This window comes from Clostridium sp., from assembly GCF_036646415.1.
Classification (GTDB): Bacteria; Bacillota; Clostridia; order Clostridiales; family Clostridiaceae; genus Clostridium_J.
Window position 1 is genome coordinate 89,154 of the sequence record NZ_JAVXMF010000001.1, and the last position, 15,962, is coordinate 105,115.

General features: G+C 31.1%; 9 protein-coding genes and 1 pseudogene. 1 reads left to right on the top strand and 9 read right to left on the bottom strand.

Annotated features, from left to right (window positions below):
- The 5 genes and pseudogenes from cas8c to RSD37_RS00385 form a co-directional block, all read right to left on the bottom strand.
- Complete coding sequence (cas8c, locus tag RSD37_RS00365; RefSeq protein WP_346944707.1) at positions 1 to 1,713, bottom strand: type I-C CRISPR-associated protein Cas8c/Csd1; 1,713 nt, start codon at positions 1,711 to 1,713, stop codon at positions 1 to 3.
- Positions 1,710 to 2,369: a type I-C CRISPR-associated protein Cas5c gene (gene cas5c / locus RSD37_RS00370; protein WP_346944708.1), complete on the bottom strand. Its 660-nt coding sequence runs from the start codon at positions 2,367 to 2,369 to the stop codon at positions 1,710 to 1,712. The genes cas8c and cas5c overlap by 4 nt, the downstream gene beginning before the upstream one ends.
- A gap of 11 nt (positions 2,370 to 2,380) precedes the next feature.
- Positions 2,381 to 4,540: a CRISPR-associated helicase Cas3' gene (gene cas3, locus RSD37_RS00375; RefSeq protein WP_346944709.1), complete on the bottom strand. Its 2,160-nt coding sequence runs from the start codon at positions 4,538 to 4,540 to the stop codon at positions 2,381 to 2,383.
- 722 nt (positions 4,541 to 5,262) lie between these two features.
- Positions 5,263 to 6,213 carry a conserved phage C-terminal domain-containing protein gene (locus tag RSD37_RS00380; protein WP_346944710.1) on the bottom strand — a complete coding sequence of 317 codons (951 nt, stop codon included), beginning with the start codon at positions 6,211 to 6,213 and terminating at the stop codon, positions 5,263 to 5,265.
- Positions 6,214 to 7,011: 798 nt separating this feature from the next.
- Positions 7,012 to 7,176: pseudogene (locus tag RSD37_RS00385) on the bottom strand (DUF4351 domain-containing protein); the annotation flags it as partial.
- Between the two features lie 299 nt (positions 7,177 to 7,475).
- Between RSD37_RS00385 and RSD37_RS00390 the strand changes: the two are divergent.
- Positions 7,476 to 9,560 (top strand): SPFH domain-containing protein, encoded by a 2,085-nt coding sequence (locus RSD37_RS00390; protein WP_346944711.1) that lies wholly within the window; start codon positions 7,476 to 7,478, stop codon positions 9,558 to 9,560.
- 79 nt (positions 9,561 to 9,639) lie between these two features.
- Here the strand turns inward: RSD37_RS00390 and RSD37_RS00395 are convergent, their stop codons facing one another.
- From RSD37_RS00395 to RSD37_RS00410, 4 genes are all read right to left on the bottom strand, one after another.
- Complete coding sequence (locus RSD37_RS00395; RefSeq protein ID WP_346944712.1) at positions 9,640 to 10,782, bottom strand: toxic anion resistance protein; 1,143 nt, start codon at positions 10,780 to 10,782, stop codon at positions 9,640 to 9,642.
- Positions 10,783 to 10,803: 21 nt separating this feature from the next.
- Complete coding sequence (locus RSD37_RS00400) at positions 10,804 to 12,006, bottom strand: 5-bromo-4-chloroindolyl phosphate hydrolysis family protein (RefSeq protein WP_346944713.1); 1,203 nt, start codon at positions 12,004 to 12,006, stop codon at positions 10,804 to 10,806.
- 264 nt (positions 12,007 to 12,270) lie between these two features.
- Positions 12,271 to 13,722: a DEAD/DEAH box helicase gene (locus tag RSD37_RS00405; protein ID WP_346944714.1), complete on the bottom strand. Its 1,452-nt coding sequence runs from the start codon at positions 13,720 to 13,722 to the stop codon at positions 12,271 to 12,273.
- 385 nt (positions 13,723 to 14,107) lie between these two features.
- Positions 14,108 to 15,715 (bottom strand): Na/Pi cotransporter family protein, encoded by a 1,608-nt coding sequence (locus RSD37_RS00410; RefSeq protein ID WP_346944715.1) that lies wholly within the window; start codon positions 15,713 to 15,715, stop codon positions 14,108 to 14,110.
- Between the last annotated feature and the right edge of the window lie 247 nt (positions 15,716 to 15,962).

Below are 15,962 nucleotides of genomic sequence, written 5' to 3' on the forward strand. Positions count from 1 at the left end.
TTATTTCCCTCCTTGTGGTTTATAAAAATCTTGATTTTGATGATAATATCCTAAAATAAATTCCCCTTGTTCTTCTAAAGATAGGTGTTTAGGAAAACTATCAATCTTATCTATTATTTTATTTTTTCTAATTTCTAGGTTCGTTCCATACTCCGCTTTTTTAGTATGATGAAATGATAATTTTATTAGTATTGGAAACACTGATGCTGGAGTAGCCGATGCACTTGTAAAGTAGCTGTCTTTAATCGTTGTATTTAGATTAGGTATAGCTTCCTTCTGTGCTTTTTCTAGAACTGCAAATAACCTTCCTAATTGATATGGAATACTTTTACTCTCTTCGTTTAAACTCACTGTCATTTCCTCCTTCTCTTTGTATAATCTATATCTTCTATTTAGACATGCCTTAATTATAGCTGCTCGTTTATAGTTAATATCCTTATCTGCTCTTATCCTAGAAATCATTGCATTGTATAAAGAGCTTGGATAAATAACTCCTCTAAAAATTGAATTCATTAAGCTTTTACTAAGTACTGGCGATACCTTTTTATCCTTAGAAGTCTTTGGTATTGTTTCACTTAAAATCATCCATATAGGAATTGATTTATCATTTCCTATAATATTTAAATCCTTATAGTGCTGAGCTATTTTCGTAGTGAAATAATCAAAGGTATTTACTTCATAAAAGGCTATGGATAATCTACTCTCATTAGATGCTAGTCCTAATATATGAACCTTGGTATCTATATCTATACCATACTTCTCTTGATTTAGCTTTAATCCCATAGAGTACTTCATGAGTATATCTTTAGTTAACTCCCTAGTTTCCTTATCTGTTGTTATACTTTCATTTTCTTCTTGTTCATAAGTTGGATTTATTAATTCTAATAATAAATCTTCATATATTCCTTTCTTTTCAGCCCAAAATACAACCGTATTATCCCCTATAATTATCCTATTTTTTTCACTTCTTATTAAATAGTTTAGTACTGTTGTATATTTAAACATAGCACTCTTACTAATTGGTGCATTGTAACTGTCTTTCTTCCCATAGGACTTAAAACAATCATCTTTAAAAGATACTATTTTAGCTCCTGCTGTATGTGCATTTTTAACTCCTTTTATAGCTGTATGAATTCTTGCTACAGGTTCAACTTTTCCAGTTATTAGGCACTGCATTATCTCATCATCTTTACTTACTAATCCACGTTTCCAGTTTTCTAAATTTTCGTTCTTCTCGTGGTAATATCCTGTTTCACCTTCTAGCTTAAAAACTATATTACAGCTAGGTGTTAAATCTTTGATATACTGATTAATAATATTGTTACTTTCATACTCCTCTGGAATCCACGAATTTATAAACTTACAAATAGGACTTTCTTTATCTAGACATCTATTATGCATTTCTTTAAAACTATTAAAACAAGGATTACCGTCCTTATCTCCTATTCCTAAAACATACTTTGCATTATCACAAAGGAAATATGATGGTGCATTTTTTCCACTACGCCCTAGTTGTTCAGGAACTACCATTAAACTTGAAACAACCTTTTTTCCACTTTGCTCCCTTAAATCTATAATCCCACTTAACTTACCTTCCTTTGATATAACTAATGCAAAAGATATCTTCTGCATAGATGTGTTTTCTTTTGGTAAATCCTTAACCCCTTCGCTATCTAGAATATTGTAATAATCATATAAGTCTTGAAGTATCATCGCTTATCACCTTCTAACAAATCTGGAATCTCCAAAACTCCATCCTTCATTATTGGTCTATAGAACATAGGGCTCTCTTGATTATTAAAATCTATATCCCATAGCATAAATCCTAAATCTCTCTCACTATTTTTATAGAAACTTTCTACCTCTTCTTCTGTTGAAAGTTCAAATCTTACCGGAAACTCTCTGCATCCAAAATATGGTCTGTGAAAGCATTGACCTTTTTTACATCTTCTTAATGCTATATTATAATGTTTTTCTACTGTATCCGTTTCTCCCACATTCTCAGTCAATTCAAAATGTGCATCAATAATATAACAAACATCCTTTAATACTAATGATGATCTCTGAACTATATCATTTGTACTCTGTGAAAGTTCTACTTTTGTACTTCCTTTGTATGCACTCTTCACTGAACTAATAGATATTTTCCCAAGTAATTCATTTCTTCTTATATTTTCAAATTTTATTGGATTTATTACCGTAATTTTATCTACTACCCATCTGATTGCAGGCTTCCAGTATATCGCCTCTAAAATCCCCCTAGCTGCTGATGGAGTTATTACATCATAACTTACTCTTTCAACCTTCATTTCTGGTCTACTGAAACAAGCATAATCTCCCCACACCTTAAGTCTAATACCATATCCCATATAACTCCTCCTTAACAAATTAGTACTTCTTGTCTGCCTAATACTAATCCTGTATTTTCATCATAAAAACCTTCTTTAGTTGATAATACATAGAATATATCATGTATTATAATAACACCTCCTTCCTCTTGTAATTTTTTCAATTGGTTACTGTGAATACTAATAGTATACTTTTGTAACTTTCTCATGAATGAATTTGGAAATTCTGAGTATCTAAGACCTTCAATTAACTTACAAGCTTCATCATTATATGGAATTATTAATGTTTCCCCTTCTTCTATGAGCTTATACTCCCTTGCCGTAGTTGCGAATGCAAACTCAAGATTTGATGCTTTCTCTTCAAAGTTATCCATTATATTTTTACTATCTAGTTTATCTCGTTCCATATCATATAAGAGGTCAAAATACTTTGATATTGCATCTAAGGATAAGGGATCTTCATATCTTTCAAGTACTTGTCTACCAAAATCCGCTGTTCTGCTTTGATACATCACAGGTTTTCCATACGTTTCTGTAGATTTAAATACATATACTTTCCCAATGTCTAGTTCACCTTCTCTGTTACATCTTCCTGCAGATTGGGCTATAGAATCGATTCCTGTTAATGACCTATATACAACTGGAAAGCTTATGTCTACACCACATTCTATTAACTGTGTAGAAATCACCTTGCATTTTTCACCTAATTTCAGTCTATCTTTTATTCTACTTAAAATAATATTTCTGTGTTCTGGACACATTTTTGCACTCAAGTGAAATAAACTATCCTTTTCTGATTTATCTAACCTATCGTAAATATTTTGCGCATGATTTCTCGTATTTACTATGATTAACACTTTATCTAATTCTTCAATCATAGTTGCTAACCCTTCATCACTTAATTCATTAATATATTCAACTTTAGTACGTTTTAATGCATTATATAACTCATCTGGATTTTTAATTATTTCAACCCCTGTACCCTCTAAAATTGCGCTTGGAAACTTAGGTTTAGTAGCAGTTGTCAATACAACACTCGTATTATAATTGTTTACTAATTCCTTAAGTGCAGCTATAGTTGGTGTAAGAAATTTAGTCGGCATCATCTGTGCTTCATCAATTATAACAACACTATTAGTAATATTATGAAGCTTTCTGCACATTGAACTTCTATTAGCAAACAATGATTCAAAGAACTGAACATTAGTTGTAACTATTATAGGTACATCCCAATTCTCTGAAGCATACTTAAGTTTTTCTATATCTTTCATATTTTCAGTATCTGTTACTTCACTAAAATCAAAATTACTATGGTGTTCTAAAACCGAATCTTGTCCCCAAATACCTTTATACACATTTGCATTTTGCTCAATGATACTTGTATATGGTATTACACATATAATTCGCTCTAGATAATTAAATTTTAAATGATTTAAAGCAAATGCCATAGAAGATAAAGTTTTTCCTCCACCTGTTGGTACTGTAAGTGTAAATAAGTTCGTTCTTTGGAAAGCAGCATCAATACAATTATCATATATTTGCTTTCTGTAGATATTTATCGAACTTTTCTTAGATTCCACATTCTTTTTCTTCATATAATCATTAAAATATGTTTCTAACTCCCCAAATTTTTTATAATTGCCTCTTTGTATTTTACGTTCACAATCATTAAACTCTTCAGTATCTAAAAAATCTGCATCAACTAAAGATGAATATATCATTCTAATATAAAAACCTATAGTAAACCCTCTGTTCCTACTTGTATTTTGGGGAATTTCATTTATTAATATATTGCTACTTATCTTTGCTTTTTCTGTAATGTCATCAGCATAATATTTAGGTATATCTTTATTCAATCTCTGTAATAATCCACTTTCCATTGTCCCAAAGTCGGGTAACCCTGAATGATGTCCACAAATTATATATCCTAATATTCTCTCATACAATCTCCCAAAGATTTTGGAAGCTTCTTTTGCTCCTGCAGTGGCATGATCAATTTTAGGTCCATTTTGAAGTAATCTACATTGAAATTCCGAACTACATTTACCTACATCATGTAACTGTCCGCATACTCTCCCCGTCTCTTTGGCTCCAAACTTATTTGAAAATTCACCTGTAATCCTTGCAACATTTTCCACATGTTCTTGTACTGTTTGTTTATCCCCTTTTTCATTTACATGTGCATAATACATTTTTTCACCACACTCTCCCCACTAATATATTAGACATTCTTTCCAATTACCCTTCATAGATAATTATTAACTTTACTTTAACGTTCCTTCAGTATCACAGGAGAGATATCAAATTCTGAAACCAGGCTTGCAAAATAAGCACTTTGGAGACCCAGTTAATTTCCAAGCACAAGGCTTCTCCCAGAGCAAATGCTTCCCATTTGCACTCACTAGAATTCACGACTCTCCTGAGCAAGTGCTTGCCCTGGCAATCACTCCTTCCCCTAGGGACAATGTCATCAACTTAGTGAGAATCATAGCTTTAATATACGCGTTTAGCTAAAGTCATGATTCCATTTTGTTAAAAAAATGGTTGTTTAAAATTAAACTTTTGCTAAAAACTTCGTAACTTCCCCAACCCAATAAAAATATAATAACAACTTCAAACATACCTCCTTCAGCAACACCCGTGAGGTCCATTTATTTTTCAGCAATTACTTACCATAAAATAAAAACTCCCCATTGATTTTTATTTTCAACAAGGATTTATACAACTTTCTTCTCTAAATATCAAGTTCTATTATCATAATAGAACGGTATGAAATTTTCTTTAATCTTGGTTCATGAATATAATAGCAGTCCTTTATTAGATGTATATACTTTCCTTGAGCAAAAGCATGGTCTATTCTAAACTCAGTGTTCGTGTTGCTAAACCAAGTATATTTTCTTTCACCATTTCCATCTCACATATCCTCCCTTAAAACCATATTACGTAATTTTTCCTCTAACTCTGCTTTATCTCCCCCACTAGATATGACAACATTTCCACGTTTAAGTCCATCACACCCTACTTCTTTCCCTTGATTTAGATAGGTTTCAAACTTACTACCAAAAAGTGTTGTTGGTGCTAAATATTCCTGAAACTTAGTGCCAGTCCACCTTATCCTCATGTTGTCTATAACAGTTTTAAAATCATCCACTGTAAACCCCTCTTGAAACCTTGCTTTAATTAGCCTAAGTGTTACCTTAGTGTCACCTCTGAATTTCTTTCCTGTTTGCAAATTCAAATACTCTATTATCTCAAAAGCCGTTTTCTTTAGAAAAACAAGGTTATTAATATTTTTAGTAGAGGGATCTTTAATAGAGGGATTATTTGTTATGGGTTTGCACTGATAACCCTTTAGATTTTCATCCATACCCTGAAGGTTTTTATCCATACTATAAGAGTTTTTATCTGCACACTGAAGATTTTCATCTACACTATAGGAGTTTTCATCTACACTCTTTAGATTATTCTCTTCCTCTAAATTATCGCAATCAACAGATTCTTTTAATCTACCACTGTTTTCATCCTCTATATTTACACCACTAGTTATCAGCTCTGTATATTTTTCACCTATGCCAAAATAGGAATACGTCCCACCTTCTCTGATAACTTGATGGGTAAGAACTCCTGCATCTCTTAATTTGAAAAATCTAGATTGAACAGTGCATTTTTTCATTTTAAGTATAGGTAACTCCTTCAAAATTCCATCATATCGAATCCAATAGTACGCTTGTCCGTCTACAATCTGAACCTTCATCCCCTTAGCTTCTTTGAAGTCAATAAAATATCTAAGTATAGTGGCATCCAAAGTATCAAGACCTAACTGAATTAGCTTTTCTTGTCTAAAACCCATAATTGTATATTTCATAATTTTCTCTCCTTCTATTTAAAATTAAATATGTTTTAGATGATTGTTGAAATTGGACTTCAATATTATCTGAGCGTAACACCATTTGCAGGGTTCTTTAATTTACTTAGGATATGGGAAGGACTAAATCGTTAAAAAATACAACGTGTTTGAGCGAATGCGAGTTGTTGTATTTTAGATTTTGGCATTACCAGAGCCTTTAGTAAATAAAGGTTCCGAAACGGTTTAGCGAAGATAATATGAAGTCCTTATCAACGCTGATTTAAAACATACATTTAAAATTTAATATTTTAGCCCTTCAAAATCATCCCAATAATATATATGTAATTATGAAATTTTTTTATAGGTATTTTCTAATTAATTTTAAAATTTTTAATTTTATCTTAGAATAAAAATAAGGCTACACTTTAAATCCTAGTTCACCTTCTTATGAACATAAATTTAAAACATAACCTAATAAATCTTTTTCAAATTTTTAATTAAAATTTCCGCTAAAATTCACATTTTCTCTAAGCGGCTCAAACCCAGTAACGCCTAAGCTTTGAACCCTCTAAGAACATAAAAACATAAAAACATAAAAACATTGAAATGCAGTAATTTTTATTAATATTTTTACTGTAAGTGCTTACGCTCTAGTAACTTATTATGAAATAAAAAAATCCCCATTGAATTTTTACTTTCAATGAGGATTTATACCAAAGTTTATTTTATTATAATTTTATATATTAGTCTTTTTAGTTTTATATATCTAATTCTTTTACAGTATTTCTAAATTAATTACTTTACACTATTTAGAATCTAAAAATATTTCTTTAAATCCTCTATAGATTCCATATCAAAAATTTCCGTACCTATAACCTCAATGGCTTCACTGGACAATTCTTCAATCTTTTCCCTATATTCCTTTGGTAAAACTTTAAACTTTTTAATTAGCTGTTTTATAAGTAAGTCTGATTTTCCTTTGCCAGCTCCTTTTCTTAGTGTCCATTTTAAGGGTTACCCTTTTCTTAACATGTCCACATTATAGGGTACATTTTACATTTCAAGGCCATCCCAACCTACGTCTTTCCCCTTTGCAAATTCAAATACTCTATTATTCCAAATCCAATAGTGTAGTTGTCCATCTACAATCTTAACCTTCATCATATTTGCTCATATTGTTCTAACCCACAACTTTTCATAATATACATAATGGATAATGACTAATATACAATCAAGCCAATTGTTCTATACTCATCAATTAAATTAATGGAGGTTAGAATATGTTATTACAAGCAAGTCTAATTAAAATCTTACTTGAAGTCTTAGGTGGAGTTTTAGGGTTATGGTTTTTGCTATGGCTTTTGGGCTTCAGAATTATTCCAAATAACAAAATTGCCATAGTGGAAAAATGGTGGTCAACAAAAGGTTCTTTAAAGGAACAAATTATTGCATTAAATGGAGAAGCTGGATATCAACCTAATGTTTTAAGAGGAGGTATTCACTTCAAAACTCCACTAATGTATAAAACTCATATTGTTCCACTTGTAACAGTTCCTCAAGGTAAAATTGCTTATGTCTTTGCTAAGGATGGTAAATCATTAGAACCAGCTCAAACACTTGGTAAAATAATACCTGAAGGACATAACTTTCAAGATGTTAAAGGATTTTTAAATAGTGGTGGACAAAAAGGACCACAAAGAGGAATCATAAGAGAAGGTACTTACGCTTTTAACCTAGCTATATTTGTAATAATTACAGAAAATAGAATTTATAGTCTAAAGTCTAGGGATAAAGAAGAACAAGAACCTCTAAACAGAATGGCAAAGCTTATTACTGAGAGAAATGGATTCGTTCCAGTTATTATTGAAGGTTCTGCTGATCAAGTAGGTATTGTAACTACTCACGATGGCCCTTCATTGCCTTCTGATAATATTATTTGCCCAACTGTTGGTGATGACCCATCTGATCCAAACTATCATAACAACTTTCAAGATATAGATGCGTTCTTAATAGCTGGTGGATTTAGAGGCAGACAGTATCAAGTACTTTCTGATGGTAGTTACCATATCAATAGGTTATTTGCATCAATTGAACTAATTCCAAAAACAATAATTCCAATTGGATATTTAGGCGTTGTTGTAAGCTACACTGGAGCTAAGGGCGAAGATTCTTCTGGTAGTGATTATAAACATGGTGAACTTGTTAAAAAAGGTTGTCGTGGAGTATGGAGTGAAGGCTTAATGCCTGGCAAATACGCTTTCAATACTTATAGTGGTTCTATTATAAAGGTTCCAACAACTAACGTAATATTAAAGTGGATTTCTAATCAAACTGGTAACCATCGTTTAGATGACAACCTTTCAGAAGTTGCAATTATAACTAAGGATGCCTTTGAACCATTGTTACCACTTTCTGTAGTATTCCATATAGACTATAAAAAAGCACCGCTAGTAATTCAACGCTTTGGTGATATTAAAATGTTAGTAGAACAAACCCTTGATCCAATGATATCTGCATATTTTAAAAACATTGGTAATTCACGTACTCTACTAGACATTATCCATGATAGAACAGAAATTCAAAATACAAGTACCCAGGAAATGAAAGAGAAATTTAATCATTATAACTTAGAGTTAGAAGAAGTATTAATCGGAACTCCTAGAGGTTCAGATAGTGATAATGCTATAGAGACCATCTTAACTCAATTAAGAAGTCGTCAAGTTGCTAAAGAACAACTTGAAACTTATGATACACAACAAAAGGCTGCTGAGAAAGAAAAAGAACTTAGAGCCGCTGAAGCTATAGCTAACCAACAAACAGTATTAACTGAATCTGACATCAACATTAGAATTCAAGAAAATCAAGGTAAAGCTGAATTGCAAAAAGCTCGACAAGATGCTGAAAAGATTCAAAAACTTTCAGAAGCTGAAGCATATAAAGTAAAACAACAATCTGAAGCAGAGGCCTTCCGTGTTAAAGTTATAGCCGAAGCTGATGCTGACAAAGAAGCAAGAGTTGGTATCTCTAAAGCCATTGCTGCCAAAGAACAAGTTAATGCTTATGGTGGTCCTCAATACAAGGTTATAAGTGATGTCATGTCTTCCTTTGCCAATGCTATTAAAGAAGGAAAAATTGATATTGTTCCTAAAACAGTTGTTAATTCAGGTGGAGATGGTTCAACATCAAATGCCTTTGAATCTCTAATAATGTTACTCCTAAGTGAAAAATTAACAAATACTAATTATGAATCAAATTCTATTTCAAGTGAAGAAATAGAAAAATTAAAAAAAGAGTTATTAAATAATCTTAATTTTAATTCTCAGATTTCCCCTAGTAAAGAACCAGAAGCTATAAATAAAGATTAATTAATAGAAATGCATATAAAACCAGAGTGGAGTTTAACAAAATTCCACTCTGGTTTTTCACTATAATTATATTCTTTTTCTATCCTCTCATATTAAGAAGTTTATTTTTCAATGCCTCTTCAATATGGTTTAATTCAGCCTCAGCTTCTTTACGTTTTTGCTTTCCTTCTGTTTGTATACGAATTACTTCGTCAAGGGTTGAAATTAAGGATTCATTTGTTATACGCAAGGTTTCAATGTCAACAATTCCTCTTTCAGATTCCTTTGCAGTTTCAATTGTGGACATTTTTAAGGTTTCTGCATTCTTACGAAGAAGTTCATTTGTCATATCCGTTACTTCATGCTGAACCTTAGCCGCCTGACTAGAGTGAGCGACTCCAAGAGCCAATACCATCTGGCTTTTCCACAGTGGGATAGTGTTTACAATTGTGGATTGGATTTTTTCAGACATCAATGTATCATTATTCTGCACAAGACGAATCTGTGGTGCCATCTGAATAGAAATCATCCTTGTTAATTCTAAGTCATGGATTTTCTTCTCAAATCTATTGCAAAGGGCTGAAAAATCATTTGCCATCTGAGCATCTTCTGGAAGTCCACTAAGTCGTGCTCTTTCTAATAGAATAGGTAACTCCTTTTCCTCTAATTGTGCAAGCTTCTTCTTCCCTGCCAAAATATACATTAATAGTTCTTTAAAATATACCTTATTTAGTTCATACATCTTATCAAGCATCGCCACATCCTTTAAAAGTTGTATTTGATGACTTTCTAAGATGTTGCAAATATTATTTATATTTCCTTCTACCTTATTATATTTTGTTTTCATCATAGTAAGCTTATTAGCATTTTTCTTGAAAAACCCTAAAAATCCTGATTTCTCTTCTGTAGCATCAAAATTTTTCAGTTCTGATACTACACTTGAAAGCATATCTCCTATTTCTCCTAAATCTTTAGTTTTTACATTACCTAGAGCTGTTTCAGAAAAATCTGCAATCTTCTTCTGTGCACCTACCCCATATTGCAGAATCATATTAGAATTATTTATGTCAATCTTATCTGCAAATTCATTTACCATATTTTTCTCTTCTTCTGTTAAATAGCTATCATCTAATACTGGTACCTCTTCCTTTTTCTGCTTCTCAATAATAGGTGCACTTCCCTCAAAAGGTTCAAAGGTCAATGAGGGTACAATATTTGAACTGTCCTTTATTTCATTACTCATTATAAACTCCTCCTGTTTGTCTTACTTTTTAAAATCACTTTCTGTTAAACCTTCCTGTGATAGCATTGTTTCTAGCACAGAAATATCAGAAGAAATATCAAAAGCCATATCTTGGAATAACTTATCTAGTAGATTTTCAAAGGCAACATTTATGGTATCTAATATATCCTGTATTTCTTGTTTCGCTGTGATAATATTCTCACCTTGAATAGGCTGGGCATCTAGTTCTTTATATCCATTTACTAGTTTTAATGTAATTGGAAGATAATACTTCATAAACTTATTAATCTCTGGAAGTTTTTTAGGATGCTTCTCTACGTAATTAAATATTTTACTTGTAATTTCTTCTAATACATATAATTTCCTTGAAATCTCTTCCCCTGGTATTGCATCATTAGCTACTTTAATTTGCATAATATAGTTCTTACCTTCATTAATTACACTTCTTAATTCCTTCATTGCCGGATCTTTTATATTTTCTGCTGCTTTTTCTTCTTCTTGTCGTTTTATTTCCTCTTGTTTACGTAACTCTAATCCTTGCTTTGTCATTAAGTATTGTTCATAGACTTCATAATTTAACATAAGGCAAGTTTCTTGATCATCTATATGAGCCTCTGGAAACATTCCTAGGTTAATCATCTTCTTTAAATCCTTAACAACAAATTTCACTGGCTTTTTGATATAAGTGGATAGCTCACTAATGAAGCAATAACTTCTACCACGAAGTCCTTTAACGTATTGTCTAAATCGTTTTACACGCCTTCTTAACTTTGTTCCTCTTAAAATCATAAAAATACTACTTCCTAAAACCAAAAGGAAAATTCCAACACTAATACTATTAACTATTGAATATTTTCCTAAAATAAAATCAATAATTCCATAAACCAGTAGTAACGCTCCAGAAACTACTATTCCTAAAGATCCAAATACCATAAGCAGCACTCCTGAAACACGTCCATGTGGTTTTTTACAAACTTGTATATTACTCTGATTGCTATTTTTATTTATTGGGTCATGAGTTTCTCTCCATGGATTATCTTCCATCCCTCTTTTTTGTTTGTAGGGATCGGTATTAGTCTTTAAATTTCTCCACACTCCACCTAAAGTACTTTCTGCCATATCACCAAGTTCATTTTTTAATCTAGTAAAATCCCTAGAATTTAATGCATCTTCTACAGTATACTTAATTTGATCTCCTAAATCTAAAAAATCCTTCTTATTCATATCTTATCCTCCCAATTATACCTTTGCAGTTATTCCTAATCCAATCTATATATTTAACTTAATTTGCTTTATATAATAATATATTAAAATAATTATATCCTACTACTATACAAATAACAATTTGAACCATATATTTATTAATCTTTTTTAAGTATTATATTTATTACGGTTTCACTTCATTGTACAATCTAAAAATCAAAAATAAGTCATATTAAATTAATTCTTAAAATGACTTGTTTTTATTATAGTTTTTATTAATTTTTTTTATAATTGATCTTCAACCTTCGTAACTTTACGAGGTCTTCCTTTTATATTCTTAGTCTGTAATTCCTTAAGAACCATCTCACCTTTGTTATTTAATACTTCTACAAAGGTAGATACATCAAGTACACTTATAACTCCAATATCATCAGCAGTCATTCCATCTATACTACAAAGAGTCCCTACTATATCAACAGCTCTCATCTTAGTCTTTTTACCAGCATTAATATGAATCTTCAATATGTCTTCACTAAGACATGCACCCTTATCTTCCTTAACCTTAGCTTTCTCTGCTAATTTCTTTTCAAAATCAGCCTTTAACTCTGTGACAATCTTCTTGCTAGGAACTTTCTTGAAAGTAAGCTCCTTACCTGTATATGAGTTAATCTCAAATATACGTCTTTCATCAGATCCCATTACAAAGGTAATTGCTCTGCCTTCTTTGCCTGCACGTCCTGTTCTTCCTATTCTATGAACATAGTTTTCTCTTAAAATAGGTACATCGTAGTTTATTACATGAGTTATACTATCTATATCTATCCCTCTAGCTGCCACATCTGTAGCTATTAAATACCTAAAGTATCCTTTTTTAAAGTTAGACATCACCCTTATTCTATCATCCTGCTCCATACCTCCATGTATTTTATCACATGGGTATTTAAGCTTTGAAAGTTCACGATAAAGTGTTTCTACCTTAATTTGTGTGTTGCAGAAAATCATACAGCTATCTGGATTTTCTACTGTTGTTATATCCTTTAGAAGGTTCAATTTTCCTGTTTCTTCTACGTTGTAACAATCTTGTACTATTTTATCTACTGTTAAAGTTTTTGATTCAATTTCTATCTTAACAGGTTCTTTCATGTATTTTTTAGATAAAGTCTCTATATCCTCTGGAAGTGTTGCTGAGAACAGCATTGTTACACGGTCTGTTGGCAAACTTTTTATTATTTCTTCTATCTGCTCTACGAACCCCATGCTAAGCATTTCATCTGCTTCATCTATTACAAGGTATTTTATATTATCTGTAACAAAATTGCCTTCTTTTATATGATCTATTGTTCTACCTGGAGTTCCGACAACTATGTGAGTCTTTTGCTTTAACTCTTTTTGCTGCAATCCAAAGGAGGATTTCCCATAAAGTGCTGGTACTTTTATTCTTTTAAACCTGCCTATATTAAATACATCTTCCTTAACTTGAATTGCAAGTTCTCTAGTTGGTGTAAGTATTAAAGCTTGTGGCTTATTTTCATCCCAATCAACTAATTCACATAATGGAATTGCAAAAGTAGCTGTTTTACCGCTTCCAGTTTGTGATTTAACAAGTACGTCTTTATTTTCTAATGCAACTGGTATAACTTGCTCCTGTACCTTTGTTGGATTTTTATAATTTAAAATACTAAGAGATTTTAGTATTTCATCACTTAGTTTGTAATCTTTAAAATTTGATTTCGTCATTTAACTTCCTCTTTCTTCATATGATTATATTTGTATTTATCTGATGTCTATCACCTGTAAAACCCCATCTTCATTAAAGTAGATTATAACAGCTAACATGACCTTATATAAGTTCTAATAATTGAAATTCATTGCTAGTTATTACTGCTTTAAAAAGTTTCACATAATTCTAGTATAGAAACATAACTAGAACTTATTTATTATATCACAGCACACAACAAAAACATTGCCTATATAGCAATGTTTTTGTTGTTGTTATTTTCTGTGACTTATTTCTGACATATCACTACCTCCTATAGTAATTTTATATCTTTATCACTTTTCGCAAAAAAGTAACCCCTACAAATGTATGGGGTTACTTTATGTTAATTAAAGTTTTTAATTTCTATTTAAAATTAAGTACTATCTCAGCAATATTATTTGAATGATCTCCAACTCTTTCTAAGTTTGATACTATTTCTAAGAATATAGTACCAGACTCTGGATTACATTCATATTTATTAAGACGTCCTATGTGTTCTGCTCTTAATTGTTTATTAATATCATCAATTTTATTTTCTGTTTCAATTACCTTTTTAGCTTCTTCAACATCAGAATTTTCTAAGGCAACAACAGCACTATCGATAGCATATTTTGCACTTTCATACATATATTTTAAGTCTTTTATAGCTTTTTCAGAGAACTTAATGTTACCTTCTATTTTACTTAGAGCAAGTTCTCCAAGATTTTCAGCATGATCTCCTACTCTCTCAATGTCATTAACTACATGGAAAAGAGAAGTAATTATTTCAGATTGTTCTTCAGACAATGATGTATTTGATAGAGCAACCATATAAGATGTTATTTCTCTTTCAAGATAATTAACAAGTTCTTCATGCTCATTTACACAAGCAAGTAATTTTTCATCATTATTTATGAAAGCATTTACTGCATTTGTTAAGTTTTGTGATGCAACATTACCCATTCTCACTACTTCTTTAACAACTTGTCCAACTGCAATAGAAGGTGTTTCTAATAATCTTCTATCAAGATGCTGAAGTACTAATGCAGATGATTTTTCATCTTCTCCTGGAATTAACTTTTCAACTATTTTAACCAATACTCCAATGAATGGAACTTGAATTATTACGTTTGATATATTAAATAAGGTATGGGCATTGGCAATTTGTCTTTGTATATCTCCACCAAATTTTGGTATTATTGTTAATACCAATGGTAATGCACACATAAAAATTATAGTTCCAGTAAGATTGAATATAAAATGAATTAATGAAGCTCTCTTTGCATTTCTAGTAGTTCCAATACTTGCTAAAAGTGCAGTTACACATGTTCCTATATTATCTCCAAAAAGTATTGGAAGTGCAACTTCAAGAGGTATTCCATTATTTGCAGCAAGTGCCATTAAAATTCCTATTGTAGCACTACTACTTTGAACTGTAGCAGTCATAGCAAGTCCAACTAAAACTCCCATTACAGGATGTTTACCTAAAACTAAAATAAGATTTTTGAAACTCTCCAATTCTCTTAATGGTGTCATTGAATGTTCCATCATACTCATACCAACAAATAAAATACCAAAACCAAGAACAATTTCACCAATATCTTTAGTCTTCTTTTTCTTACTAAAAAGAACCATACAGACACCTATAGCTAAAATAAATGGTGCTATATCAGATAATTTGAAGGCTATAAGCTGAGCTGTCATTGTGGTACCAATGTTAGCTCCCATTATTACTCCAGCAGCTTGAAATAAATTCATAAGCCCTGCATTAACAAATCCAACAGTCATTACAGTTGTAGCACTACTACTTTGAATTATAGCTGTTACTCCAGCCCCTACTATAACTGCGAGAAATCTATTACTTGTTAAAACTTCTAGTATTCTCTTTAGTTTAGCACCTGCTGCCTTCTGTAATCCGTCTCCCATCATACTCATTCCATAAATGAATAAACCAAGACCACCTAATAATGAAAAAAACATCTTATAGTTCATATACTTACTCCTTCTTAAAATATTGATTATAAATCTACTAATTAAAAATACAATTATCTTTTAAATTATTACTTATGAATTTTATAGTTTCCACCTTAATTTTATGCACTGAATTTATTAACAAATTATCAGCATGTTAATATTATCATGATGATGTTAAGTTTATATTAGGCATTGTTAAGTATATGTTAAGTATTGTTAAGTATGTTTTATGTTTTATTATAATTTTTCTTCTATGGTATTGTAA

Coding starts and splice junctions, on each gene's coding strand:
- RSD37_RS00400 (WP_346944713.1), bottom strand. CDS start 12,006: ATGAATAAGAAGGATTTTTTAGATTTAGGAGATCAAATTAAGTATACT.
- RSD37_RS00390 (WP_346944711.1), top strand. CDS start 7,476: ATGTTATTACAAGCAAGTCTAATTAAAATCTTACTTGAAGTCTTAGGT.
- cas8c (WP_346944707.1), bottom strand. CDS start 1,713: ATGATACTTCAAGACTTATATGATTATTACAATATTCTAGATAGCGAA.
- RSD37_RS00405 (WP_346944714.1), bottom strand. CDS start 13,722: ATGACGAAATCAAATTTTAAAGATTACAAACTAAGTGATGAAATACTA.
- RSD37_RS00410 (WP_346944715.1), bottom strand. CDS start 15,715: ATGAACTATAAGATGTTTTTTTCATTATTAGGTGGTCTTGGTTTATTC.
- RSD37_RS00395 (WP_346944712.1), bottom strand. CDS start 10,782: ATGAGTAATGAAATAAAGGACAGTTCAAATATTGTACCCTCATTGACC.
- cas5c (WP_346944708.1), bottom strand. CDS start 2,369: ATGGGATATGGTATTAGACTTAAGGTGTGGGGAGATTATGCTTGTTTC.
- cas3 (WP_346944709.1), bottom strand. CDS start 4,540: ATGTATTATGCACATGTAAATGAAAAAGGGGATAAACAAACAGTACAA.
- RSD37_RS00380 (WP_346944710.1), bottom strand. CDS start 6,213: ATGAAATATACAATTATGGGTTTTAGACAAGAAAAGCTAATTCAGTTA.